The organism is Mesorhizobium sp. M1365 (genome assembly GCF_040317865.1).
Classification (GTDB): Bacteria; Pseudomonadota; Alphaproteobacteria; order Rhizobiales; family Rhizobiaceae; genus Mesorhizobium.
Genome location: NZ_JAMYLG010000021.1, coordinates 45,475 through 68,518, shown reverse-complemented (window position 1 = coordinate 68,518; position 23,044 = coordinate 45,475). Strand labels below are relative to the sequence as shown.

The window sequence follows — 23,044 nt, the reverse complement described above, 5'->3', positions numbered from 1 at the left end:
TGCACCGCGCGTCAGCGTTCGGCCCAGGCGATCGCGGTTTCCAGGATCTTCTTCAGCGTGACGCGGATCGGCGCCGCGAATTCGGCCTCGTAAGGCACCGGCCAGTTAGCCGGTTCGCCCTTGCCTTCGGGCTCGCGCATATAGCCGCGGTTGGAGAGTTCCATCTGCAGCGCGTGGACGCCGGCTTGCGGCTGGCCGAAATGGCGCGTGATCCAGCCGCCCTTGAAGCGGCCGTTGACGACGTAGCTCTCGCCGGTTTCGGCGAGGATCTGGCCAACCGTCGCCTGCAGCGTCGGATCGGCGCTCTTGCCGTCATTGGTGCCGAGATTGAAGACCGGCAATTTGCCTTCGAAAAGGCGCGGCAGCACCGAGCGGATCGAATGGCAGTCATAGACGACGACCTTCCCATGCAAAGCGTGCAGCCTGTCGATCTCAGCCTGCAGGGCGGCATGATAGGGTACGAAGAACTTCTCGCGGCGCTCGTCGATCTCAGACGGCCCCGGCTCTTCACCCTTGCGGTAGAGCTGATCGCCGTCAAAGGTCTCTGTCGGGCAGAGCCCGGTCGTCGTCTGGCCGGGGTAGAGCGAAACGCCGGACGGATCGCGGTTGACGTCGATAACGGTGCGCGAAATCGCCGTATGCACGACCGTCGCGCCGAGGCTCTCGGCGAAGTCATAAAGCTTGTCGATCCACCAGTCGGCGTCACGGCGGCCGAGCCAGGGCGAGACCAGCCGGCTGTCGAGGCCGGCGAGATCGATGCCGGTATGCGGGATCGAAACCAGCAGGGGTGCTGTGCCTTGGGTGACGGTGAGCCAGGAGGGTGAGGTCATCGGAAGTCTCCGCGCGAAGGAACGCGACTTTGCAATCGTCCTTGAACACCGACTTCGGTTTTTATCGCTCGCAACGCATTTTGTTCTTGCTTTGTGCCGGCAGCTATGCTACTAAATTCGGTATGGTGCTGATTCGGCCCGACGACCCGCCTTTGAGGCGGGTTTTTTGTTTCTGGATTTGAAAGTTTCGGTGTTGCCGGGCTGAGGTTGGCGGGACAGCGCCCCCCTCTGTCCTGCCGGACATCTCCCCCTCTAGTGGGGAGATTGGCAGCTTCGGCGCCTCGCTCAGTCCTGCAACGCTGGAGATTGGCGAAAGCCGAGACGACAGCCAATCTCCCCCCTGGAGGGGGAGATGTCCGGCAGGACAGAGGGGGGCGCGACAGAACGCGGCCTGTGACGGTGAACCGTCTCACGACGTCACCCCCGGCAGCTTTACCGCGCTTGCCGCTTCGACCGCCGCGCCGCTGCGTATCATGGCGATGGCCTTCTCCATGTCGGGGTGGAAGTGCCGGTCGTTGTCGAGATGGGGCACCTCTGCCCTGACCAGCCGGCGCACCGCCTCCAGTGCCGCGCTCGAGGCCAGCGGTGCGTGGAAATCGCAGCCTTGCGCGGCGGCCAGCAATTCGATGCCGATGACGGCCGTCGCATTCTCGACCATGCCGATGAGGCGGCGCGCGCCATGCGCCGCCATCGAGACATGGTCTTCCTGGTTGGCCGAGGTCGGGATCGAATCGACGCTGGCCGGATAGGCCTTTTGCTTGTTTTCAGAAACCAGTGCTGCCGCCGTGACCTGAGGGATCATGAAACCGGAATTCAGACCCGGCTTGGGCGTGAGAAAGGCCGGCATGCCCGACAGCGCCGGATCGACCAGCATGGCGATGCGCCGCTCCGACAGCGAGCCGATCTCGCAGACGGCGAGTGCGATCATGTCGGCGGCGAAGGCGACCGGCTCGGCATGGAAATTGCCGCCCGAAAGTGCGGAGTCGTCCTCGGCAAAGATCAACGGATTGTCGGTGACGCCGTTGGCCTCGGTGCCGAGCGTCTCGGCGGCCTTGCGGAGCACGTCGAGTGCTGCGCCCATCACCTGCGGCTGGCAGCGCAGGCAATACGGATCCTGCACACGCTCGTCGCCGACGCGGTGCGATTCACGGATGGCGCTGCCGGCCATCAAATTGCGCAACGCCTCGGCCGTCTCGATCTGGCCGCGATGTTTCCTGAGCAGATGGATGCGTGGATCAAACGGAGCGTCGGAGCCCTTGGCGGCATCGGTCGACAGCGCGCCGGCGACCAGTGCCGACTGGTAGAGCACTTCCGCCTCGAACAAAGCGGCAAGCGCATAGGCGGTCGAAAACTGGGTGCCGTTGAGCAGCGCCAGGCCTTCCTTGGCGCCCAGTGTCACCGGCTCCAGGCCGTGCGAAACGAAGGCGACCTTGGCGGGAAAGCGGCCATGCGGGGTAAAGCACTCGCCGACGCCGATCATCACGGCGGTCATGTGCGACAGCGGCGCAAGGTCGCCGGAAGCGCCGACCGAGCCTTGCGCCGGCACCACGGGGATAACGTCGTTGGCCAGCATCGCCTCGAGCAGTTCGATCGTCCGCGGCCGCACGCCGGAGGCGCCCTGTGCCAGGCTGGCCAGCTTCAGCGCCATCATCAGCCGGCAGATTGCGACGGGCATCGGCTCGCCGACGCCGGCAGCATGGGACAGCACGATGTTTCGCTGCAACGTTTCCAGATCGGCGGTGGGGATGCGGACGCTGGCCAGCTTGCCGAAGCCGGTATTGATGCCATAGACCGGCTCGCCCTTGGCAACGATCCTGGCGACGGCCTCGGCGCTGGCCTTGATCTTCGGCCGGCAGGCATCGTCGAGCCTCAGTGCGGCGCCGCGATAGATGGCGCGCCAATCGGCCAGCGTGGCATTGCCCGGCCTTAGCTTGAGTTCGGTCATTGTCCCCTCCAGATGCGAGCATGCAGCGGGTTGAAGCCCATGCGGTAGACGAGTTCGGCCGGGCGCTCGACGTTCCAGATCGCCAGATTGGCGGATTTTCCGGCCTCCAGCGTACCGGTCTGTCCAAGCAGCCCGAGCGCGCGGGCAGCCTCGCGGGTAACCCCGGCAAGGCATTCATCGACGGTCAGGCCGAACAACGTCGCGGCCATGTTCATGGTCAGCAGCAGCGAGGTCAGCGGCGACGTGCCGGGATTGTTGTCGGTGGCAACGGCCATCCTGACGCCATGCTGGCGAAACAAGGCGATCGGCGGCTTCTTGGTCTCGCGGATGAAGTAGTAGGCGCCGGGCAGGATGGTCGCCAAGGTTCCGGCCTTCGCCATCGCCGCCGCACCCGCCTCGTCGGTGTATTCGAGGTGGTCGGCCGATAGCGCACCATAGCGCGCCGCAAGTTCGGCGCCATGCAGATTGGACAGCTGGTCCGCATGGAGCTTGACCGGCAGGCCCGCCGCCTTCGCGGCATCGAACACGCGGGCGATCTGCTCCGGCCAAAAGGCAATGCCTTCGCAAAAACCGTCGACGGCATCGGCCAGGCCCTCGGCAGCGACGGCCGGCAAAATCTCGTTGGCGACAAGATCGATAAAGGCGTCCTTGTCGCCTTTTGCTTCGGGCGGCAGTGCATGAGCGCCGAGGAAAGTGGTCCTGACCGTCACCGGCCGCTCACCGCCCAGCCGTCGTGCGGCGCGCAGTGACTTCTGCTCGTTTTCGAGGTCGAGACCGTAGCCGGATTTGATCTCGACGGTGGTGACGCCTTCGGCGATCAGCGCATCGAGGCGCGGCAGCGACTGGGCGACCAGCTCGTCCTCGCTGGCGGCGCGCAGTGCCTTGACCGAGGAAACGATGCCGCCGCCGGCCTTGGCAACCTCTTCATAGCTAGCGCCGGCCAGCCGCATCTCGAATTCATTGGCACGGTTACCGGCGTGGACCAGATGAGTGTGGCAGTCGATCAGGCCGGGCGTGATCCAGCGGCCTTCGCAGTCGATCGCCTCGGCGCCTTTGCTAAGTGCTGCCGGCATGTCGGCTTGCGGCCCAGCATAGACGATCCGGCCGTTGCGCACGGCGATTGCACCGTGCTCGACAACGCCTGACCCGGGGCTGCTTTCGGCCATGGTCGCGAGGCGCGCATTGCGCCAGAGGCGAACCTCCCCTGCCCGGCTTTTGCTCTCTGCAGCCATCATCTTTTCCGTTTCAATAGGTGACGATTATGTATATACATATGAAAAGGCACTGCAAGCGCTATCATCGCACGGCAGACCGGGATTTGGAGAAAAACGTGACAGCAATCTTTGCGGAACAGGCGCTTCTGCCCGACGGCTGGCACAGCAATGTGCGGATCGTCATCTCCGACGGCAGGATCGCCACGGTCGAGGCGAATACCTCGCTCCTGCCTGGCGACGAGCGCCGTGCCATCCTTTTGTCCGGCATGCCGAACCTGCACAGCCATGCCTTCCAGCGCGGCATGGCCGGCCTTGCTGAATTGCGCGGCCCTTCCGCCGACAGTTTCTGGAGCTGGCGCGAGGTGATGTACCGTTTCGCGCTGTCGATGACGCCGGACCAGGTCGAGGCGGTCGCGGCCCAGCTCTATGTCGAGATGCTGGAGGCCGGGTTCTCGCGCGTCGGCGAGTTTCACTATCTCCACCACGACCGTGACGGCCGGCCCTATACTGACATCGCCGAGATGGCGCAGCGCATCGTTGCCGCAGCGTCCGAGACAGGCATCGGGCTGACTTTGCTGCCCGTCTTCTACGCGCATTCCTCTTTCGGCGGCGCTGCGCCAAATGAAGGCCAGCGCCGGTTCATCAACGATATGAACCAGTTCTCGCGGCTTGTTGAGAAATGCCGCGAATCCATTCGCGCGCTGAATCAAGGCGTCGTGGGCGTCGCCCCGCACAGCCTGCGTGCGGTGACACCGGAGGAACTGGAAAACATCACGGTGATGGCGCCGGAGGGGCCTATCCACATCCACATCGCCGAGCAGATGAAGGAGGTCGAGGACTGCCTTGCCTGGTCCGGGGCGCGGCCGGTCGAATGGCTGCTTGCCAACGCCAAGGTCGACCGGCGCTGGTGTCTCATCCACGCCACCCACATGACCGACACCGAGACGACCGATTTGGCGAAAAGCGGCGCCGTTGCCGGTCTCTGCCCGATCACCGAGGCCAATCTCGGCGACGGCACCTTTGCCGCGTCCTTGTTCATGCAGCATGGCGGCCGCTTCGGCATCGGCTCGGATTCAAACGTACTGATCGGCCTGCCGGACGAGTTGCGGCAGCTCGAATATTCGCAGCGCCTCGCCCACCGCGCCCGCAACGTGCTGGCGGTGGCCGGCGGCTCGACCGGCCGTGCTTTGTTCGATGCCGCGCTCGATGGCGGCAGTGCCGCGCTGGGCGCCGGCCTCTCGCAGATTGCAGCAGGTGCCTCGGCCGATTTCGTCTCGCTCGACGGCAAGCATCCATCGCTGGCCGGCAAGACGGGCGATGCAATCCTTGATGCCTGGATTTTTGCCAACGGCACCAAGGTCGATTGCGTCTGGGTGCATGGCAGGAAACTGGTCAGCGGCGGCATGCACGCCAGGCGCGATGCCATCGCCGAGCGCTTCCGCAAGGTGATAACGGCGCTTTCGGCATGAGCATGATCGGGACAATAAGCGCGGATTCCGGAAGCGCGGACGGCGGCGAGGTTCTTTCGCTGCACCAGCGCATCCTGTCGGACATCAGCGAACGGATCCTGTCGGGTGCCTGGGCGCCCGGCCACCGCATCCCGTTCGAGCATGAACTGACGGCCGAATACAGATGTTCGCGCATGACAGTGAACAAGGCGCTGTCGCAACTGGCCAAGGCCGGGCTGATCGAGCGCCGGCGTCGCTCGGGCAGTTTTGTCCGCCAGCCGCAGTCGCAGGCAGCCGTTCTCGAAATCCACGACATCCGGATCGAGGTCGAGGCACTTGGCCTGCCCTACCGCTACGAGCGCATGGCGCGAAACAGAAGGCGCAGCAGCGCCGACGACCGCGCCCTGCTGGAACTCGACGTCGCCGGGCCCGTGCTGGTGCTGGAATGCCGGCATTTCGCCGGCAAGCGGCCGTTCGCCCACGAGCAGCGGCTGATCAACCTGGCCGCCGTGCCGGAGGCTGCCGAAGAGGCGTTTTTCGACACGGCGCCCGGTCCGTGGCTGATCGGGCGCGTGCCGTGGAGTGCCGCCGAGCATCGGATTCGCGCCGTTGCCGCCGAAAAGCACATCGCGGCGGCGCTCGACATCGAGACCGGTGCGCCGTGTCTGGTGATCGAGCGGCGGACATGGAGCGCCGAGCACCCCGTCACCCATGTCCGCTTCACCTATGCGGCAGAGAACCACACGCTGGTGGCGCGGTTCACGCCGTCAAGGGGGTAACCCTCCCCCTCAAGGCAGGGCAATCGCATTTGGATTCTTACGAAGATGGACCCCCACCCTAACCCTCCCCACAAGGGGGAGGGAACGCTGCCGCCCGCCCTTACTTCCCCTTTTGGCGCCGAAAGGCAGGCAATTTGCCGAGGTCAGCGCCAACGAAAGTCTCCCTCCCCCTTGTGGGGAGGGGCTAGGGGTGGGGGTACGTCGTAGAGCGAAAGCCTCGGCTTTCCATCTGCGATAGCCCTGCCCCTCAAGGGGAGGGTCGCGGAGCAAATTGCCGCATGGCGGCATTTGTGACGCGGGTTGGGGTCGGTGCAACCTCGCCGACCCCACCCAGTCTCGCAGTCTCCGCTTCGCTCCGACTACTCGCCGACCCTCCCCTTGAGGGGGAGGGTTAGGAGCCGCGCCTCAAATCGCCGCGGTAACAATAATCTCGACCAGATATTCCGGTCCGGCAAGCTTGGCTTCGCCGGTGGCGCGGGCCGGCGTGTTGCCTTGCGGTACCCATTTGTCCCACTCCGCGTTCATCTCGGCAAAGGTGCTCATGTCGGCCAGCCAGATGATCGCCTGCAGGATCTTGGTCTTGTCGGTGCCGGCCTTGGCCAGCAATTCGTCGATCGCCGCCAGAATGTCCCTGGTCTGGGCACCGACGTTTCCGCCCGGCTTGCCGACCTGACCGGCCAGATAGACGGTGTTGCCGTGGATGACGATCTGGCTCATGCGCGGGCCTACATCGATACGACGAATGCTCATTGGATATTCCTTCTCCTCTTGTCGCTGCGCCTGTTTAGGGGCCGGGTTCGCCGGGGGCAAGGCCGCTCGAGTGGAACTTCTTGAGCCAAGCCAAAGCACACAACAAGACGGCCGGGCCGCAATTCCGCCCGATTGGCTTGTTGACTAATGTAATAACATCACATATCGAATCCGCCCCTGCAGCACCGATCATCGCCCCATGGATCGTCACATGAGCCAAACCTGCCTGACCTTCCGCGACCTGACGCTGGGCTACAATAGCCATCCTGCGGTCCACCACCTCAATGGTACAATCCGCAAGGGATCGCTGACGGCGGTCGTCGGCGCCAACGGCTCCGGCAAGTCGACGCTGATGAAGGGCATTGTCGGCGTCCTGAAGCCGATGGCCGGCACGGTGATCCGGGCGCCCGGCGTACGCGCCGCCTATCTGCCGCAGCAATCGGAGCTCGACCGCTCCTTTCCGGCCCGGGTCGTCGACCTGGTTTCGCTTGGCCTGTGGCCGCGGCGCGGCATGCTCGGCCGCTATACAAGGGAAGACCGCGACTCGGTCAGCAAGGCGCTGATGGCCGTCGGCCTAGGCGGTTTCGAGAAGCGGCCGATCGACACACTGTCGGGCGGCCAGCTGCAGCGCACGCTGTTTGCCCGCGTGCTGTTGCAGGATGCCGAGCTCATCCTGCTCGACGAGCCGTTCAACGCCGTCGATGCCAAGACGGTCGGCGACCTGATCGCGCTGATCAAGCGCTGGCACGGCGAGGAGCGCACGATCATGGTTGTGGTCCACGATCTCGATCTGGTGCGGCAGAATTTCCCCGAAACACTGCTCCTGGCGCGCCAGCCGATCGCCTGGGGCGAGACCAGGGAGACGCTGCAGCCGGAGAATCTGTTGCGCGCGCGCCGCTTCCACGAAGCCTGGGAGGACAACGCGCCATGGTGTGAGCCCGGCGAGCATGATCACGAGCACAGTGGCCACGAGCACGGCCATGACCACGACCATTATCACGGCTCCGGGCCGAGGGCGGCATGATGGAGGTGCTTTACGGTCTGTTCGTCGCTCCTTTCGCCGACTACGCCTTCATGCAGCGGGCGCTTGCCGGTTCGATGATGCTGTCGCTCGGCGCCTGCCCGGTCGGCGTGTTCCTGATGCTGCGGCGCATGAGCCTGTCCGGCGATGCCATGGCGCATGCCATCCTGCCGGGTGCCGCCGCCGGCTTCCTGTTCTATGGCCTGGAGATCCTGCCGATGACGATCGGCGGACTGATCGCCGGCATCATCGTGGCGCTCGGCGCCGGCGCCGTCTCGCGCTTCACCATCCAGCGCGAGGACGCCTCGATGGCGGCCTTCTATCTGATTTCGCTGGCCATCGGCGTGCTCATGGTGTCGATCCGCGGCTCCAGCGTCGATCTCATGCATGTGCTGTTCGGCACCGTGCTGGCGCTCAACAACGAGGCGCTGACGCTGATCGGCGGCATCGTCGTGGTGACGCTGGTCAGCCTCGCCATCTTCTGGCGGGCGCTGGTCGCCGAATGCCTCGACCCTTTGTTCCTGCGCTCGGTCAGCCGGATGGGCAGCCCGGTGCATTTCATCTTTCTCGGCCTCGTCGTGCTCAACCTCGTCGGCGGCTTCCAGGCGCTCGGCACCTTGCTGTCGGTCGGGCTGATGATGCTGCCGGCAGCGGCGGCCCGCTTCTGGACCTCGCGCGTCGAGCCGATGTGCGTGCTGGCCACAGTAATCGGCTTTGCCTCCTGTATTGCCGGGCTGCTGTTGTCCTACCATGCGTCATTGCCGTCCGGCCCGGCCATCATCCTGTCCGCCGGCGTCGTCTATTTCGCCTCGATCCTGTTCGGCACGCGCGGCATCCTGCGCGCCCGCATCGTCCATCACCGCCACAGAACTGCCTGATCCCAACAAAGGAGAACCTAGTCCATGCTGAAATCGATCCGCGCCGCTTTGGCCGTGAGCGTTATAACATTAACCGCCTTTGGCGCATCTTCGGCCTTCGCAGAGCCGTTGAAGGTGGTCGCCAGCTTCACGATCATCGCCGATTTCGCCAAGAATGTCGGCGGCGACCGCATCGATCTGACCACCATCGTCGGGCCTGACGGCGACGCCCACGTCTACGAGCCGAGCCCCGCCGATGCTGTGACGATGGCCAAGGCCGACATCGTGCTGGTCAACGGCCTGCATTTCGAAGGTTTTCTGCAGCGCCTGGTCGACGCCAGCGCCACCAAGGCTTCGATTGCCGTGCTGACCAAGGGGGTCACGCCGATCAATTTCAAACCCGAATTCGCCGAGGCCGATGCCGCCGAAGGCGCGGAAACCGATGGCGGCAAGACGGTCACCGACCCGCATGCCTTCCAGTCGATCGCCAATGCCAAGATCTATGTGAAGAACATCGCCGACGCCTTTTGCACGGCCGACGCTGCGGGTTGCGACAGCTACAAGGCCAATGCAGCCGCCTATACGCAAAAGCTCGAGGCGCTTGAGGGCGAAGTGCAGGCGGCGATCCAGTCGATCCCGCAGGAGAAGCGCGTCGTCATCACCTCGCATGACGCCTTCGGCTATTTCGAGCAGGCCTACGGCTTGACGTTCCTGGCCCCGGAAGGCGTGTCGACCGAGTCGGAGCCCTCCGCCGCCGACGTCGCCAAGCTGGTCAGCCAGGTGAAACAGGACAAGGCGGCGGCGATCTTCGTCGAGAACATCACCAACCCGCGGCTGATCGAGCAGATCGCCAGCGAGACCGGCATCAAGGTGGGCGGCACGCTCTATTCCGATGCGTTGTCGCAGCCCGACGGCCCGGCCGCGACCTATATCGACCTGATGCACAACAACATCGCCCAGATCAAAGGCGCGATCCTCGGCAGCTGAGCTGTCTAGTCACTCCATCCGGTCGGGCTGAAATTGCCCGGCCGGATTTCTGTCTAATGGCGGTTGCCGACCGGGTCAGGGAGTGGCAAGACTGCCGCTAACCAGATTGCGAGGACACCGCCATGGAATACCGTCAGATCAGCGAGGACTATTCGGTCTCGGGCCAGATCCAGCCCGAGGATGTCGCCACCATCAAGGCCGCCGGCTTCAAGAGCGTGATCTGCAACCGGCCGGACGACGAGCAGCCCGGCCAGCCATCGGCCGACACCGTCAAGGCGGCGGTCGAGGGCGCCGGGCTCGCCTTCCGCTACATCCCTGTCATCAGCGGCCAGATCACGGCCGAGAATGTCGAGGACCAGGCCGAGGCACTGGATGAGCTTGATGGCCCGGTCTTCGCCTATTGCCGTTCCGGCGCCCGCTGCACCAATCTCTATGGGCTGATCAAGCAGTCGAAGGGGTGAACGGCCTCACGTTCCGAGCGGAAGAAGTCAAGTTCCGCACTGTGGCGATCCTTCACACCCCCCTCTGTCCTGGGTGCTGTCCCTCCGCCATATCTAACGAAAAGCCGTCTGGGCTAAATCGGCAGCGCGCCGGTTTCCTTCAATGTCTCAAGCACAATCGCCGTCTTCACATGCTGCACGGATTCGTGCGGCAGCAGCACGCCGTTGACGAATTCCGACAATGATTTGAGATCGGGCGTCACCACTTTCAATATATAATCCATCTCGCCGGTCAGCGCGTGCGCTTCCTGCACTTGCGGCAGCCGCGCCACCAATTCGCCGAAGCGCCGCGCATTGTCGCGGTTGTGGGTGGCGAGCGTCACCGAGATGACATTGACCAGGGAAAAACCGAGCTTGTCGCGGTCGAGCACCGCCCGGTAGCCCTTGATATAGCCGTCCTCCTCTAGCCGCTGGCGACGACGCGAGCATTGCGACGCCGACAGGTTCACCCGTTCCGACAGATCGTTGTTGGTCAGCCGTGCATCGCCCTGCAGCAGAGCCATTACCTTGCGGTCAAACCGGTCGATGCGCGCGTCATCCATGGATTTTTCCAAACATATGCACAATTCACGCATTATCTGATCATTTCAAGCGTTTGAATGCAAGCACCATGCACCGCGTCCGCGTTATCATTGTGTTGAGATGGCTTTTCCCGGCCAACAACAGCTTTGGAGGACACTGCCATGGGTCCCTTCCCGCACGACGCACCGCCCGCCACGATCAGCAAAACCAATCCCGCCGGTACCGACGGCTTCGAGTTCGTCGAATTCGCGCATGCCAAGCCGGAAAAGCTCGCCGAGTTGTTCACCCGCATGGGCTATGTGCCGGTGGCCAAGCACCGCAGCAAGGACATCACCGTCTGGCGGCAGGGCGACATCAACTATGTCGTCAATGCCGAACCCGGCTCGCATGCCATGAAATTCGTCGACAAACACGGCCCTTGCGCCGCCTCGATGGCGTGGCGGGTGGTCGATGCAAGGCATGCCTTCGATCACGCGGTGGCCAAGGGCGCGACGCCCTATGAAGGCAACGACAAGACGCTCGATGTGCCGGCGATCGTCGGTATCGGCGGGTCTCTGCTCTATTTCATCGAAACCTACGGCGAGAAGGGCTCGGCCTATGATGCCGAGTTCGACTGGCTGGGCGAGCGTGACCCGAAGCCGGAAGGCGTCGGCTTCTATTACCTCGACCACCTCACCCACAATGTCTATCGCGGCCAGATGGACAAATGGTGGGATTTCTATCGCGACCTGTTCGGCTTCAAACAGATCCATTTCTTCGACATCGACGGCAAGATCACCGGCCTGGTCAGCCGCGCCATCACCTCGCCCTGCGGCAAGATCCGCATTCCGCTCAACGAGTCCAAGGACGAGACCAGCCAGATCGCCGAATATCTGAAGAAGTATAATGGCGAGGGCATCCAGCACATCGCCGTCGGCACCGACGACATCTACGGCGGCACCGACAGGCTCGCCGCCAACGGCCTGAAGTTCATGCCGGGCCCGCCGGAGACCTATTACGACATGTCTTATGCCCGCGTGAACGGCCATGAAGAGCCGATCGAGCGCATGAAGAAGCACGGTATCCTGATCGACGGCGAAGGCGTCGTCGACGGCGGCACGACCAAGATCCTGCTGCAGATCTTTTCCAGGACAGTGATCGGCCCGATCTTCTTCGAGTTCATCCAGAGGAAGGGCGACGAAGGCTTTGGCGAGGGCAATTTCCGCGCCTTGTTCGAATCGATCGAGCAGGACCAGATCAAGCGCGGCGTGCTGAAGGTGCAGGCGGCGGAGTAGGCTGCACCAGACTTCTTGCGATTCGGTCAGTAGTAGCTCAGACTCTGGCCATGAACATTCCAATCGCAGAGGCCAAGGCAAGATTGTCGGAACTCGTCAGCCGCGCGGAAGCTGGCGAAGAGATTGTGATTACCCGTTACGGCAAAGTCGCGGCTCGCCTCGTGCCGCCGGCCGTGCCCGAGTCCCTCCCTCGCATCGGCGCCATGAAGGGCAAAATCAGGATTGCCGACGATTTTGACGAACTCGGTCCCGAATGGGACGGGTATGCCAAATGACGCTGTCACAGGCAAACGTCTATTTGGCGAGGCCGGCGGCTTTGCGCAGAATGTCGTTGATGCGGCTCTGCCAGCCGGGGCCGCCGGCACGAAAGCGGGCGACTACGTCACTGTCGAGACGGAGTGTTACCTGCTTCTTCGGATTATCGAGAGCCGGCCGGCCGCGCGAACGGCGAATGCTTTCGGCAAGCTCAGGGAACGCTTCGGCGAAAGGACGAGCGTTTCGAAAATCCTCCTCTGTCCATTCCGGATTCTCCGAAACGGCTTCCCAGTCTTCTTTGCTGTAGCCGCGACCAGCTTCGAACTCGGTGCGCACGTTACGCTTTGCCATTGAACAATCTCCTTTCCGCGGGACTTGCCGGGCGCATCGAAATTATCGAGATGCCCTCGGAACCGAGCCGGGCAACCACCGCAACGATGCCATCGATGATCCGGCCAATTGCCATGAGACGTCCGGCCTTGGCAGTGCGGATTGTCGAGGCAAGAAAAACTCGTCATCAAGCGCCGCAAAATCCAAGCCGTGCCTGTCAATGTTGGCCAACCGTTTTGGTTCGTCCCAAACGATCTTCATCAGAATTTATGTACCTACAATAATTAAGTCAATAATTTTCGTAACTACAACTAATTGCGACCTTCGAGCACCAACCTCTCGACCTCGGCTTTCCTGAGTGTCAGATCATAATCGAGGAAAAACTCGTCGAGTTGCGGCGGTTTCACCGAGGTGCCGGACTGCATCGCGTGCACCTGGCCGCGATGATGGATGTCGTGGATGAAGAGATGGGCGAGCAGATCGCCGATCCGTTCCGGTATCATGCCGTCCTCGCGCCGGTCGGTGAGAACGCGGCGCTCGAGATCGTCCGCCGACAGGCGGTCGCAAAAGGCGATCAGCCGCCGATCGGCCTCCGCCTGTGCAACAAAAAGCGCCTTGGCATCATTGAACGGCACAAAATCGTCATGGGCGGCGGCGCCGACGCCGCCCTCTTCGAGAAAATCGAGATAGAGGTGATCGACCGCCAGGATGTGGTTCAGCGTTGCCTTGATCGACGGAAAGAAGCTCGTCCGTTCGGCTTCGAATTCGCCGGGCTCAAGCTGCAGCACGGCGCGGTAGAGCCGGTCGTTGGACCACAGATTGTTGGCTGCCATGCGCCGGAAATGGTTCAGCAGGTCCATGACTTCACGGCGCGACCCGGAATAGCGACACACCCGCCCATAGAAGCGCAAACCCAGCCAAAACAATTAGCAGCAGCCCGATCATGTGCCGCCGCATGGCTTGCGTTTCCTGGTCCAGCGCGACATTCGTGTTGGTGACGGTGTGAAACATCATCGCCTTGCGCGGAAAGCCGCTGCGGTTGGTCAGGCCTGGCGAGCGCGCCTCGATGCGATAGCTCAGGCGGATCGCCAGGATGAAGATCGCCAGCATGACAAGGGCCCAGACACCGCACAGTAGATAGAATGTCTCGCCCGTCATTCTCTTGCCCCCTCGTACTTCTCGACCCTCTGCTCGATGGCGCCGAAGATCGAATGCCCACCCCTGTCCTTCATCTCGATGCGCACGCTATCGCCAAAGCGCAGGAACGGCGTTTTCGGTTCGCCGGTTTCGATGGTCTCGATCATACGCAGCTCGGCGACGCAGGAATAGCCGGCGCCGCCCGCCGAGACAGGCTTGCCCGGCCCGCCGTCGAGCTTGTTGGAGACGGTGCCCGAACCGATAATGGTGCCGGCGGCCAGCGGCCGCGTTTTTGCGGCGTGAACAATCAGCGCCGGAAAGTCGAAGGTCATGTCGATGCCGGCGTTCGCCCGGCCGAACGGCTTGCCGTTGAGATCGACCAGCAGCGGCAGGCTGACCTTGCCGCCGTCCCAAGCATCGCCCAGCTCGTCCGGCGTCACCGCAACCGGCGAAAAGGCCGATGACGGTTTCGACTGGTAGAAGCCGAACCCCTTGGCGAGCTCGGGTCCGGTCAGGCCGCGCAGCGTTACATCGTTGACCAGCATGACGAGCCGGATCGCCGCCCGCGCCTCATCGAGGCTTGCGCCTATCGACACATCGTCGACGATGACGGCGACCTCTCCTTCCATATCGATGCCCAAGGCCTCGTCGGCCATCCGGATCGGGTCGCGCGGTGCGAGAAAGGAGTCTGAGCCGCCCTGGTAGATCAGCGGGTCGGTCCAGAAGCTTGGCGGCATCTCGACGCCGCGCGCCTTTCGCACCAGCTCGACATGGTTCACATAGGCCGAGCCGTCGGCCCATTGATAGGCGCGCGGCAGCGGCGAATGGGCGTCATGCTCGTGAAAGCGGACAGACGGCACCGCATTATTCTCAAGCGATTCGGCCATGGCAGCGAGATGCGGCGCGATGCGATGCCAGTCGTCGAGTGCGGCCTGCAGCGTCCGCACCAGGAACGAAGCGTCGGTAAACCGCGTCAGGTCGCGCGAGACGACGACGAGCTTTCCATCGCGCGTCCCGTCCTTCAATGTGGCAAGCTTCATGCGGTTTCCTCTCCTGGCGCAGCTTTGGCGCTGCTTTGATTTTTTGTTCTACGCATGATCTCTTCCGAAAACCGGTTCCCACTTTTCGGGATCATGCTCCAGCCTCACAACAAGGCCGTCGCGGGCGATCGTCAAGTCGCCGGCCCATGTTTTCCTGACGGCGGCAATCCAGTCGGCTTCGCCGATCTCGGGATCGTCGGCCGGAATGAGGTGGTTGACGACCAGTCTTTTGACGCCTGCGTCGCTGGCGATGCGGCCCGCCTCCTCGGCAAAGCTGTGGCTGGCAAGCAGGTGTTCCCTCAGCCTTGCGCCGTTGCCGGTCTTCGCGACCAGCCGCTCGATACCCACTTCCAGCATGGCCTCGTGGACCAGAATGTCGGCGCCCTCGGCGAAATCCGCCAATGGCGGAAAGAACGCCGTATCCGACGAAAAGACGATGCCTTGCCCCGCATGATCGAAGCGCAGCGCAAAGCAGTCCGTCACCGGCGGGTGGTCGACACGCAGCGCCGATATTTTGAGACCGCGCTCTTCGGCCACCTGGCCTTCACCAAATTCGACGATCGAGACCAGGTCGCGGAGATCCGGCCTGCCTTCATCGGCGATGCGGATCTCGATGTCGAACTCCATCGCCTGGCAAAAGCGCTGCCAATAATGGCCGATGCCGGGCGGGCCGAACAAAGTGACGGGCGCCGCCAGGCCGGCGGTCCAGGCGGTGTGGATGAGAGGTCCGAGTTCCAGAACATGGTCGGAGTGCAAATGCGTGATGAAGATCAGGTCGAGCGCCTTCAGGCTGATGCCGGCATCGGTCAGCCCGCGCGTTACGCCCAGCCCGCAATCGACGACGATGGTGCGGCCGCCAATCTCCAGCAGCGACGAACTCGGCCACGGGCCGCCCGGCCGCAGCGCCGGGCCACCCTTCGAACCCAGAAGCACCAGACGATCCGTCACGCGACGGCGCTCAAGACCAGTCGCCCTCTGGCGTGCCGTTGAAGCGCTTCTTCAGGCCGGCCCAGCAGTCGATGTAATTGTCCTGCCGGGTTTCGAGCTCGGCGCCATAGCGGGTCACCATTTGCGGAAAGCGCGTCTCGAACATGAAGGCCATGGTGTTGTCGAGCTTGACCGGTTTCAGCTCCGCGCGCGAGGCTTTTTCGAAACCAGACGCATCGGGTCCGTGAGCCAGCATCATGTTGTGCAGGCTGATGCCGCCGGGCACGAAGCCCTCTTCCTTGGCATCGTACTGACCATGAATCAGGCCCATGAACTCGCTCATGATGTTGCGGTGATACCAGGGCGGGCGGAACGTATCTTCGGCGACCAGCCAGCGCGGCGGGAAGATGACGAAATCGATATTGGCGGTGCCTTCCTCGCCGCTCGGCGCGGTCAGCACGGTGAAGATCGACGGATCGGGGTGGTCGAACAGGATCGCACCGACCGGCGAAAAGGTCGCAAGATCATATTTGTAGGGCGAATAATTGCCGTGCCACGCCACCACATCCAGCGGTGAATGATCAATCTCGGTGACGTGGAACTGGCCACACCATTTCGCGATCAGCCGACAGGGCGTGTCCTTGTCCTCGAACCAGGCGCAGGGCGTCTTGAAATCGCGCGGATTGGCCAGGCAATTGGCGCCGATCGGGCCGCGATCCGGCAGCGTCAGCTTGGCGCCGTAATTTTCGCAGACATAGCCGCGCACTTGCGGATCGACCAGTTCGACCTTGAACACCAGGCCGCGTGGCAGCACGGCAATCTCGCCCGGCCTGAGTTCGATAACACCCATCTCGGTGACGAAGCGCAAGGCTCCAACCTGGGGCACGACCAGCAACTCGCCGTCGGCGTTGAAGAAATGATCGTCGACCATCGAGCGATTGGCGACATAGACGTGTGCCGCCATGCCGGTCTGGCCGAGCACGTCGCCGGCGGTGGTGATCGAGCGCATGCCGGCGATGAAATCGGTCGGTTCCTTCGGCATCGGCACGGGGCTCCAGCGATACTGGCCGAGTGCGAGCTGATGGTCGCCGACGTTCGGCGCGCTTTTCCAAAGCGGATAATTCGCCGCTTTGAAGCGACCGGTGTGCCTGACGCTCGGCCTTATCCGATAAAGCCAGGAGCGCTCATTGGTGCCGCGCGGCGCGGTGAAAGGAGAGCCCGAAAGCTGCTCGGCATAGAGGCCGTAGGCCGGCCGCTGCGGCGAGTTTCGCCCTTGCGGCAGCGAGCCCGGCAGAGTCTCGGTCTCGAAGTCGTTGCCGAAACCCGGCATGTAGGAATAGGCCATGGAATCCTCCCGAATTCATGGTCTCGGAGCATCGTTTGCGCATCCGCAAAGATGCTCCGAGTTGACCATACCGGTTTCATTTGTAACCATTGAAAATGTAACCATCAACGGTGATTTCGGCATGAGCCGCCAGCATGCCCAGTCAGGGCCAACCATGGAAATTCTCGAGCTGGAATCCTTCCTGCCTTACCGGCTCTATCGGCTTGCCGATGCCGTCAGCCGCGAATTCTCAAGGATATACAAGGACCGCCACGGCCTGACCCGGCCCGAATGGCGCACGCTTGCGGGACTTGGACAGCACGGCACGATGACGGCGACGGCGCTCGGCGAGCAATCGGCCATGCACAAGACCAAGGTTTCGCGCGCGGTCGCCGAACTCGAGCGGCGCCGCTGGCTGACCCGCACGCCAGACGAGAAAGACCGTCGCGTCGAGCATCTGACGCTGACCAAAGCGGGGCTTGCCGCCTATCGCGAAATGGTGCCGCTGGCGAAGGAGTTCGAGCGCGAGCTGCTGGAGAGGCTTGGTGCGGAAGAGCGGGCGGCGATTGTCAGTGGGGTAGCGGCGCTGGAGGCAAAACTCACAGTGGGTTGAAATCCTCCATGGGTTTGACCGTCGTAGAAATCAGATCGCTATTGCGGCAGGTAACGCTCCTAGACCGTAGTAGGCGCGTTCGGCTACAATGAAGCCTCTGACACGGCTTCGAAATGCTATCGGATCATCGATGTAGCCCAAGAGAAGCTGCGCCTGCGAAGCCGCATGTCTCTGAGCGCTTTCAAACAGCCGCCTTGCCGTTTCAAAATCACCAGCCAAACCGGCCACCACCCCGGCGTGGAAGGCCGCCCACTCGCCGTAGGCGCCCGGCTGCAATTCATTCACGAGGATTGTCGCTGTCGCCTGCACGGAAGGGAACATTGATCGGTGAACCCGATCGATTTCGACGGCCTTCTTGGCCATTTGATCAACCGCGAGCAGAAACTGTGCCGGGCTCTCGAACGGAACGAACTGTCCAATGCGCTGAGGACGATCGAAGGTAACTGTTTCAGGGAGCGAACCCCAGAGCCAGTGGACTGCTACGTTAAGGTAAGTGCCTTTGGACCAAGAGCTGGGCTGGAACTCGACTACACTTAGCCAGAAGCCGCGATCGGCGATCCAGATTCGAGACTTCCCTTTGCGTTGAAATCCGGCGGGCTTCAGTACGATCTTTGCCTGCGAGGCAATGATGCGACCGTGCTCACTATCCGCCATCTTGCACCCCTATATGCCTCACCAATCCATCACCACCTTGCCGGAATTGCCACTCTTCATCGCCTCAAATCCCGAAATATAGTCGTCGATGCCGATGCGGTGGGTGATCAGGCCGCTGACATCGAGAGGACCCTGCACCAGCGCGATCATCTTGTACCAGGTCTCGAACATCTCGCGGCCGTAGATGCCTTTCAGATGCAGCATCTTGAAGATGACCTTGTTCCAGTCGATCTCGAAGCCGGTCGGCGCGATGCCGAGAATGGCAATCTTGCCGCCATTGTTCATGGTGTCGATCATGTCGCGGAAGGCAGGTGCGGCACCCGACATTTCGAGGCCGACGTCAAAACCCTCGGTCATGCCGAGCGCCGGCATGACGTCGCGCAGCTTTTCCTTCGACGCATCGACGACATGCTGGACGCCGAGCTTTTTCGCCAGTGCCAGGCGCACCGGGTTGATGTCGGTGATGACCACTTTTCGCGCGCCGACGCACTGCGCCACCAGTGCACCCATGATGCCGATCGGCCCGGCGCCGGTGACCAGCACGTCCTCGCCGACCAGATCGAAAGACAAGGCCGTGTGGACGGCATTGCCCAGGGGATCGAAGATGGCGGCGATCTCGTCCGGCACATCGTCGGGGATGGGCACGACATTGTGCTGCGGGATCGCAAGGTATTCGCCAAAGGCGCCCGGCCGGTTGACGCCGACGCCGAGCGTGTTGCGGCACAGATGCCCCCTGCCCGCCCGGCAGTTGCGGCAATGGCCGCAGACGATATGGCCTTCTCCGGAAACCCGCTGGCCGAGTTTGTACTCGGTCACCGCCGTGCCGAAATCGGCGACGGTTCCGACAAATTCATGGCCGGTTACCATCGGCACCGGCACGGTCTTTTGCGCCCACTGGTCCCAATTGTAGATGTGTACGTCGGTGCCGCAGATCGCCGTCTTCCTGATCTTGATCAGCACGTCGTTCGGACCGATTTCCGGCACCGGCACTTCTTCCATCCAGATGCCCGGCTCGGCCTTGGCCTTGACCAGCGCCTTCATCATGTTCGACATTCTTTTGTCCCCAGAACCTTAGTCGCTTGAATCTCTTGATCCGGCCGCTCAGGAAATCACGCCGAGTTCGCGACCGACTGCGGCGAACGCCCCAACCGCGCGTTCGATGTCGGCGCCGGAATGGGCGGCCGACATCTGCGTGCGGATGCGCGCCTGGCCCTTCGGCACCACCGGGAACGAGAAGCCGATGACATAGATGCCGCGCTTCAGCATCCGCGCCGCCACTTCCTGCGCCAGCGTCGCGTCGCCCAGCATCACCGGGATGATCGGATGGTCGGCGCCGGCCAGAGTAAAACCGAGCTTGCCCATCTCGGAGCGAAACCGCGCCGCATTGGCATATAGGCGCTGGCGCAACGCATCGCCATTGCGGATCATCTCGAAAACCCGGATCGAAGCGCCAGCGATCGCCGGCATCAGCGTGTTGGAAAACAGATAGGGGCGCGAGCGCTGGCGCAGCCAGTCGACCACCTGCTTCCTGCCCGACGTGTAGCCGCCGGACGCGCCACCCAATGCCTTGCCCAGCGTACCGGTGATGATGTCCACCCTGCCCTCGACGCCGCAATGTTCGGCCGAGCCACGGCCGTTCCTGCCGACGAAGCCAACAGCATGGCTGTCGTCGACCATGACCATCGCATCGTATTTGTCGGCGAGGTCGCAGACGCCTTTCAGATTGGCGATGATGCCATCCATCGAGAACACGCCGTCGGTGGCGATCAGCCGGAACCGACAGTCGCGCGCCTCTTTCAACCGCGCTTCCAGATCGGCCATGTCGTTGTTGGCGTAGCGGAAGCGCTTTGCCTTCGACAGCCGTACCCCGTCGATGATCGAGGCGTGGTTCAGCGCATCGGAGATGACCGCATCCTCCTCGCCGAGCAGCGTCTCGAACAGGCCGCCATTGGCGTCGAAGCAGGAGCCGTAGAGGATGGTGTCCTCCATGCCGAGGAAGTCAGAAATGGTCGCCTCGAGCTGCTTGTGTTCTTCCTGCGTGCCGCAGATGAAGCGCACGGATGCCATGCCGTAGCCGTACCGGTCGAGCGCCTGCTTGGCCGCCTCGCGCAGTTCGGCGCTGTCGGCGAGGCCGAGATAATTGTTGGCGCAGAAATTCAGCACCTTCTCGCCGCCGACCTCGATCTCGGCCGATTGGGTCGAGGTTATCACCCGTTCCGATTTGTAAAGGCCGGCCGATTTCAGTCCTTCAAGCTCGCTGTCGATGTGGGAAAGGAATGCTTCGGTCATGATCAGGCCCTGTTGAGATCGATGAGGACTGTCGCGCCGCGCGGACGAAAAATCCATCGCAAAAGCGACCGCTTCGGTGGCGGCAATGGCACGGCAGAGGCCACGATGTTCAAATGCGGAGGCGCCGCGAAAGATTGCAATAACCACTTTGCGGGTTTCTCGCCACGGTCGCCGCCGCCGGCATGCTGCCGTCCCAAACCTGTTAACACTTTGAAGCCAAAGGTTGTCGCACAAGAATTCGTTGGCGAGAGGGCCGCCTCAGAAAATGTCACAGCAGCCGGTGCACGCCGTTTCGGGCAGGCTCATACTCCTGATCAAATCCGGCTACTGGCTGGCTCTGCTGATCATCGCCGCCATGGTCGTGGCCTCCTTCATCCTGCTGCAGCAGATGATGGCGGCCCAGCAGCACAACCAGGCACTGCTCGATGTGGTCAGCACACAAAAAGCCCTATCGCAGCGCATCGTCTTCCTTGCCGGCGCCACCGGTACCGCCTCACGCGACCAGCAGCCGGCCCTGGTTAGCGCGCTCAAGCAAGCGACGGTGGAGTTCGAGGAGAACTACGATCTGCTGCTCGAACGGACCGCCGCCGATCCGGCGTCGCCGGCAAGGTTCGATCCGAGATCGATCGAGAGCGTACTTTTCGCCAAGCCGTACCATCTCGACTATTTCTCGGTCGGGCTTATCGCCAACGGCGAACGCCTGATCTCGTCATTCGAATCGCGGCTCAACATGGCCGGCAATGGTGGCTACAAAGGCGGAGAGGAGCGCGTCAACCTGAACGCTTCCGTTGCCAACGCAACATTGTCGGGCTATGCCGCACTTGGCCAGCGCATCAGTGCCTTTGCAGACCAGCGATCCGAAACACTTCTCGATCTTAACCGCACATTGTTCTACTCGACCATCGGCGTCATCGTGCTGGTGGCGCTTTTCATTTTCAGGCCAATGTCGAATGCCATCCTGCGCAGGACGCGCGAGCTGGTCGATGCGCGCAATTCCATGGCCTTTATCGCCGTGCATGACGGGCTGACCGGCCTGCACAACCGCACCTTTTTGACCGAGCATTTCGATACGCTGATCAATGCCGCGCGGCGACGGCGTGAACGGGTTGCCGTGGTGCAGTTCGATCTCGACCGGTTCAAGCAGATCAACGACACGTTCGGCCACGCCGCCGGCGATTATGTGCTGGTGGCGGCTGCGCAGCGCATGCGTGATTCGTGCCGTACGTCGGATCTCAACGTGCGGCTCGGCGGCGATGAATTCGTCATGATTCTCAACGGTGCCGGCAGCACCGAGGACATCGATACCGTCGCCCGGCGCATCCTGACCAAGCTCAACAAGCCGATCGTCTTTCGAGGCACGACAATCCATCCGGGCGTAAGTGCCGGGATTGCGGTCTACCCTGTCGACGCCGACAATGCGCAGGATCTGCTCGTCCATGCCGATCTGGCGCTGTATTCCGCCAAGAAGCAGGGCGGCGGCAGCTTGTCGTTCTTCTCCGAGGAGCTGAGGCACGAACTCGATTATCGCAAGCAGCTCGAGCTCGATATCAGGACCGCTATCTCGGAGAAGGCGTTCGAAGTCTATTTCCAGCCGCAAGTCTCGCTGTCGGACGGCGCCATCAGCGGCATCGAGGCTCTGGTTCGCTGGAGACATGCCGAGCGCGGCATGATCGCGCCGGGCGAGTTCATTCCGATCGCGGAAAAATGCGGTCTCATGCCCGAGATCGGCCGCATCGTCATCGCCAAGGCGATCGACGAAGCAGCCGAATGGAACCGCGCAGGCATCGCCTTCGGACGGATCGCCGTCAATGTATCCGGCTCGGAGCTGCGCGAGACAGATTTCGAAGTCTTCCTGTTCGACATGCTGGAGAGGGCTGGCCTGCCAGCGCACAAACTGTCGCTGGAGATCGTCGAATCCGTCATCCTCGACGACGAGAAGACCGGTATCGCGGCAAAGCTGCGGCACATTCGCGCCGCCGGTATCCATCTCGAGCTCGATGATTTTGGCACCGGCTACGCATCGCTCAGCCATGTCAATCCAAACGAGATCGATCGGCTGAAGATCGACCGCCGGTTCGTCCAGAACATCAACGAGAACAGCGGCAACACCAAGATCGTGCGTGCCCTCACCGAGCTCGCCCGCGGTCTCGGCATCTCGATCGTTGCCGAGGGCGCCGAAACCGAAGCCGAGCTCGATTCGCTGATGGCGATCGGCTGCGACCAGGTGCAAGGCTATTCCATCGCTTTCCCGATGCCGCCGGACAGCGTGCGCGAATGGCTGGTGGCGCGAACGCCCAAGAAGGCCAGGCTGACGGTGCTGCAGGGCTGCCGGGCGTAGGAAAGTCGGA

The 23,044-nt window shown here is 62.6% G+C and carries 24 protein-coding genes and 1 pseudogene; 10 read left to right on the top strand and 15 right to left on the bottom strand.

Annotated elements, in window-relative coordinates:
* Nucleotides 1-11: 11 nt before the first annotated feature.
* The 3 genes from hutG to hutI all read right to left on the bottom strand — a co-directional run bounded on the left by hutG (nucleotide 12) and on the right by hutI (nucleotide 4,007).
* Complete coding sequence (hutG, locus tag NKH04_RS21420) at nucleotides 12-830, bottom strand: N-formylglutamate deformylase (protein ID WP_352771513.1); 819 nt, start codon at nucleotides 828-830, stop codon at nucleotides 12-14.
* 409 nt (nucleotides 831-1,239) lie between these two features.
* Nucleotides 1,240-2,775: a histidine ammonia-lyase gene (hutH, locus tag NKH04_RS21415; RefSeq protein WP_353044902.1), complete on the bottom strand. Its 1,536-nt coding sequence runs from the start codon at nucleotides 2,773-2,775 to the stop codon at nucleotides 1,240-1,242.
* Entirely contained in the window at nucleotides 2,772-4,007 is a 1,236-nt protein-coding gene (gene hutI / locus NKH04_RS21410; RefSeq protein WP_353044901.1) for an imidazolonepropionase, read from the bottom strand. Before hutI ends, hutH begins: the two co-directional genes overlap by 4 nt.
* Nucleotides 4,008-4,105: 98 nt before the next feature.
* On the opposite strand from hutI, the gene NKH04_RS21405 reads away from it, so the two are divergent.
* Nucleotides 4,106-5,458: a formimidoylglutamate deiminase gene (locus NKH04_RS21405; protein WP_353044900.1), complete on the top strand. Its 1,353-nt coding sequence runs from the start codon at nucleotides 4,106-4,108 to the stop codon at nucleotides 5,456-5,458.
* Nucleotides 5,455-6,216, top strand: a complete 762-nt coding sequence (hutC, locus tag NKH04_RS21400; protein WP_353044899.1) for a histidine utilization transcriptional repressor HutC — start codon at nucleotides 5,455-5,457, stop codon at nucleotides 6,214-6,216. The genes NKH04_RS21405 and hutC overlap by 4 nt, the downstream gene beginning before the upstream one ends.
* 405 nt (nucleotides 6,217-6,621) lie before the next feature.
* Here hutC and NKH04_RS21395 read toward each other — a convergent pair whose 3' ends face one another.
* Nucleotides 6,622-6,966, bottom strand: coding sequence for a RidA family protein (locus NKH04_RS21395; protein ID WP_023674415.1), 345 nt, complete (start codon nucleotides 6,964-6,966; stop codon nucleotides 6,622-6,624).
* A gap of 211 nt (nucleotides 6,967-7,177) precedes the next feature.
* Between NKH04_RS21395 and aztA the strand changes: the two genes are divergently transcribed.
* The 4 genes from aztA to NKH04_RS21375 all read left to right on the top strand — a co-directional run bounded on the left by aztA (nucleotide 7,178) and on the right by NKH04_RS21375 (nucleotide 10,292).
* Nucleotides 7,178-7,990: a zinc ABC transporter ATP-binding protein AztA gene (aztA, locus tag NKH04_RS21390; protein ID WP_352922669.1), complete on the top strand. Its 813-nt coding sequence runs from the start codon at nucleotides 7,178-7,180 to the stop codon at nucleotides 7,988-7,990.
* Nucleotides 7,990-8,865: a zinc ABC transporter permease AztB gene (aztB, locus tag NKH04_RS21385; protein WP_352457155.1), complete on the top strand. Its 876-nt coding sequence runs from the start codon at nucleotides 7,990-7,992 to the stop codon at nucleotides 8,863-8,865. Before aztA ends, aztB begins: the two co-directional genes overlap by 1 nt.
* 24 nt (nucleotides 8,866-8,889) lie before the next feature.
* Nucleotides 8,890-9,831, top strand: coding sequence for a zinc ABC transporter substrate-binding protein AztC (aztC, locus tag NKH04_RS21380; RefSeq protein ID WP_352473647.1), 942 nt, complete (start codon nucleotides 8,890-8,892; stop codon nucleotides 9,829-9,831).
* 122 nt (nucleotides 9,832-9,953) lie between these two features.
* The gene (locus NKH04_RS21375) at nucleotides 9,954-10,292 is read left to right on the top strand and encodes a protein tyrosine phosphatase family protein (protein WP_352699058.1); all 339 of its coding nucleotides are present in this window, start codon (nucleotides 9,954-9,956) and stop codon (nucleotides 10,290-10,292) included.
* A gap of 113 nt (nucleotides 10,293-10,405) precedes the next feature.
* Here NKH04_RS21375 and NKH04_RS21370 read toward each other — a convergent pair whose 3' ends face one another.
* Nucleotides 10,406-10,873, bottom strand: a complete 468-nt coding sequence (locus tag NKH04_RS21370; protein ID WP_352501458.1) for an Lrp/AsnC family transcriptional regulator — start codon at nucleotides 10,871-10,873, stop codon at nucleotides 10,406-10,408.
* Between the two features lie 141 nt (nucleotides 10,874-11,014).
* On the opposite strand from NKH04_RS21370, the gene hppD reads away from it, so the two are divergent.
* Both hppD and NKH04_RS21360 read left to right on the top strand, forming a co-directional pair.
* The gene (hppD, locus tag NKH04_RS21365) at nucleotides 11,015-12,127 is read left to right on the top strand and encodes a 4-hydroxyphenylpyruvate dioxygenase (RefSeq protein WP_352971331.1); all 1,113 of its coding nucleotides are present in this window, start codon (nucleotides 11,015-11,017) and stop codon (nucleotides 12,125-12,127) included.
* Nucleotides 12,128-12,177: 50 nt separating this feature from the next.
* Nucleotides 12,178-12,402, top strand: a complete 225-nt coding sequence (locus NKH04_RS21360; protein ID WP_353044898.1) for a type II toxin-antitoxin system Phd/YefM family antitoxin — start codon at nucleotides 12,178-12,180, stop codon at nucleotides 12,400-12,402.
* Between the two features lie 19 nt (nucleotides 12,403-12,421).
* Here NKH04_RS21360 and NKH04_RS21355 read toward each other — a convergent pair whose 3' ends face one another.
* From NKH04_RS21355 to hmgA, 7 genes and pseudogenes are all read right to left on the bottom strand, one after another.
* Nucleotides 12,422-12,733, bottom strand: a complete 312-nt coding sequence (locus tag NKH04_RS21355; RefSeq protein WP_353044897.1) for a BrnA antitoxin family protein — start codon at nucleotides 12,731-12,733, stop codon at nucleotides 12,422-12,424.
* Nucleotides 12,720-12,973: pseudogene (locus NKH04_RS21350) on the bottom strand (BrnT family toxin). Before NKH04_RS21350 ends, NKH04_RS21355 begins: the two are co-directional and overlap by 14 nt.
* Before the next feature lie 50 nt (nucleotides 12,974-13,023).
* Nucleotides 13,024-13,572 carry a DinB family protein gene (locus NKH04_RS21345; RefSeq protein ID WP_353044896.1) on the bottom strand — a complete coding sequence of 183 codons (549 nt, stop codon included), beginning with the start codon at nucleotides 13,570-13,572 and terminating at the stop codon, nucleotides 13,024-13,026.
* Nucleotides 13,573-13,576: 4 nt separating this feature from the next.
* Nucleotides 13,577-13,870 (bottom strand): hypothetical protein, encoded by a 294-nt coding sequence (locus NKH04_RS21340; RefSeq protein ID WP_352617748.1) that lies wholly within the window; start codon nucleotides 13,868-13,870, stop codon nucleotides 13,577-13,579.
* Nucleotides 13,867-14,889, bottom strand: coding sequence for a fumarylacetoacetate hydrolase family protein (locus NKH04_RS21335; protein WP_353044895.1), 1,023 nt, complete (start codon nucleotides 14,887-14,889; stop codon nucleotides 13,867-13,869). The genes NKH04_RS21340 and NKH04_RS21335 overlap by 4 nt, the downstream gene beginning before the upstream one ends.
* A 48-nt stretch (nucleotides 14,890-14,937) precedes the next feature.
* Nucleotides 14,938-15,837 (bottom strand): MBL fold metallo-hydrolase, encoded by a 900-nt coding sequence (locus NKH04_RS21330; protein WP_353044894.1) that lies wholly within the window; start codon nucleotides 15,835-15,837, stop codon nucleotides 14,938-14,940.
* A 10-nt stretch (nucleotides 15,838-15,847) separates the two neighbouring features.
* Entirely contained in the window at nucleotides 15,848-17,161 is a 1,314-nt protein-coding gene (hmgA, locus tag NKH04_RS21325) for a homogentisate 1,2-dioxygenase (RefSeq protein ID WP_352922647.1), read from the bottom strand.
* Between the two features lie 154 nt (nucleotides 17,162-17,315).
* Between hmgA and NKH04_RS21320 the strand changes: the two genes are divergently transcribed.
* On the top strand, nucleotides 17,316-17,753 hold the full coding sequence (locus tag NKH04_RS21320) for a MarR family winged helix-turn-helix transcriptional regulator (RefSeq protein ID WP_352473669.1): 438 nt from the start codon (nucleotides 17,316-17,318) through the stop codon (nucleotides 17,751-17,753).
* Nucleotides 17,754-17,783: 30 nt separating this feature from the next.
* On the opposite strand, the gene NKH04_RS21315 is transcribed toward NKH04_RS21320, so the two are convergent.
* From NKH04_RS21315 to NKH04_RS21305, 3 genes are read right to left on the bottom strand one after another with little or no spacing between them, the layout of a single operon-like run.
* Nucleotides 17,784-18,407, bottom strand: coding sequence for a DUF4304 domain-containing protein (locus tag NKH04_RS21315; RefSeq protein ID WP_353044893.1), 624 nt, complete (start codon nucleotides 18,405-18,407; stop codon nucleotides 17,784-17,786).
* 18 nt (nucleotides 18,408-18,425) lie between these two features.
* Nucleotides 18,426-19,460, bottom strand: coding sequence for an L-threonine 3-dehydrogenase (gene tdh / locus NKH04_RS21310; protein WP_352452270.1), 1,035 nt, complete (start codon nucleotides 19,458-19,460; stop codon nucleotides 18,426-18,428).
* A 48-nt stretch (nucleotides 19,461-19,508) separates the two neighbouring features.
* Nucleotides 19,509-20,696, bottom strand: coding sequence for a glycine C-acetyltransferase (locus NKH04_RS21305; RefSeq protein WP_352774953.1), 1,188 nt, complete (start codon nucleotides 20,694-20,696; stop codon nucleotides 19,509-19,511).
* A gap of 265 nt (nucleotides 20,697-20,961) precedes the next feature.
* Here NKH04_RS21305 and NKH04_RS21300 point away from each other — a divergent pair, with 265 nt between their 5' ends.
* Nucleotides 20,962-23,034 carry a putative bifunctional diguanylate cyclase/phosphodiesterase gene (locus NKH04_RS21300; protein ID WP_352473631.1) on the top strand — a complete coding sequence of 691 codons (2,073 nt, stop codon included), beginning with the start codon at nucleotides 20,962-20,964 and terminating at the stop codon, nucleotides 23,032-23,034.
* Nucleotides 23,035-23,044 lie beyond the last annotated feature (10 nt).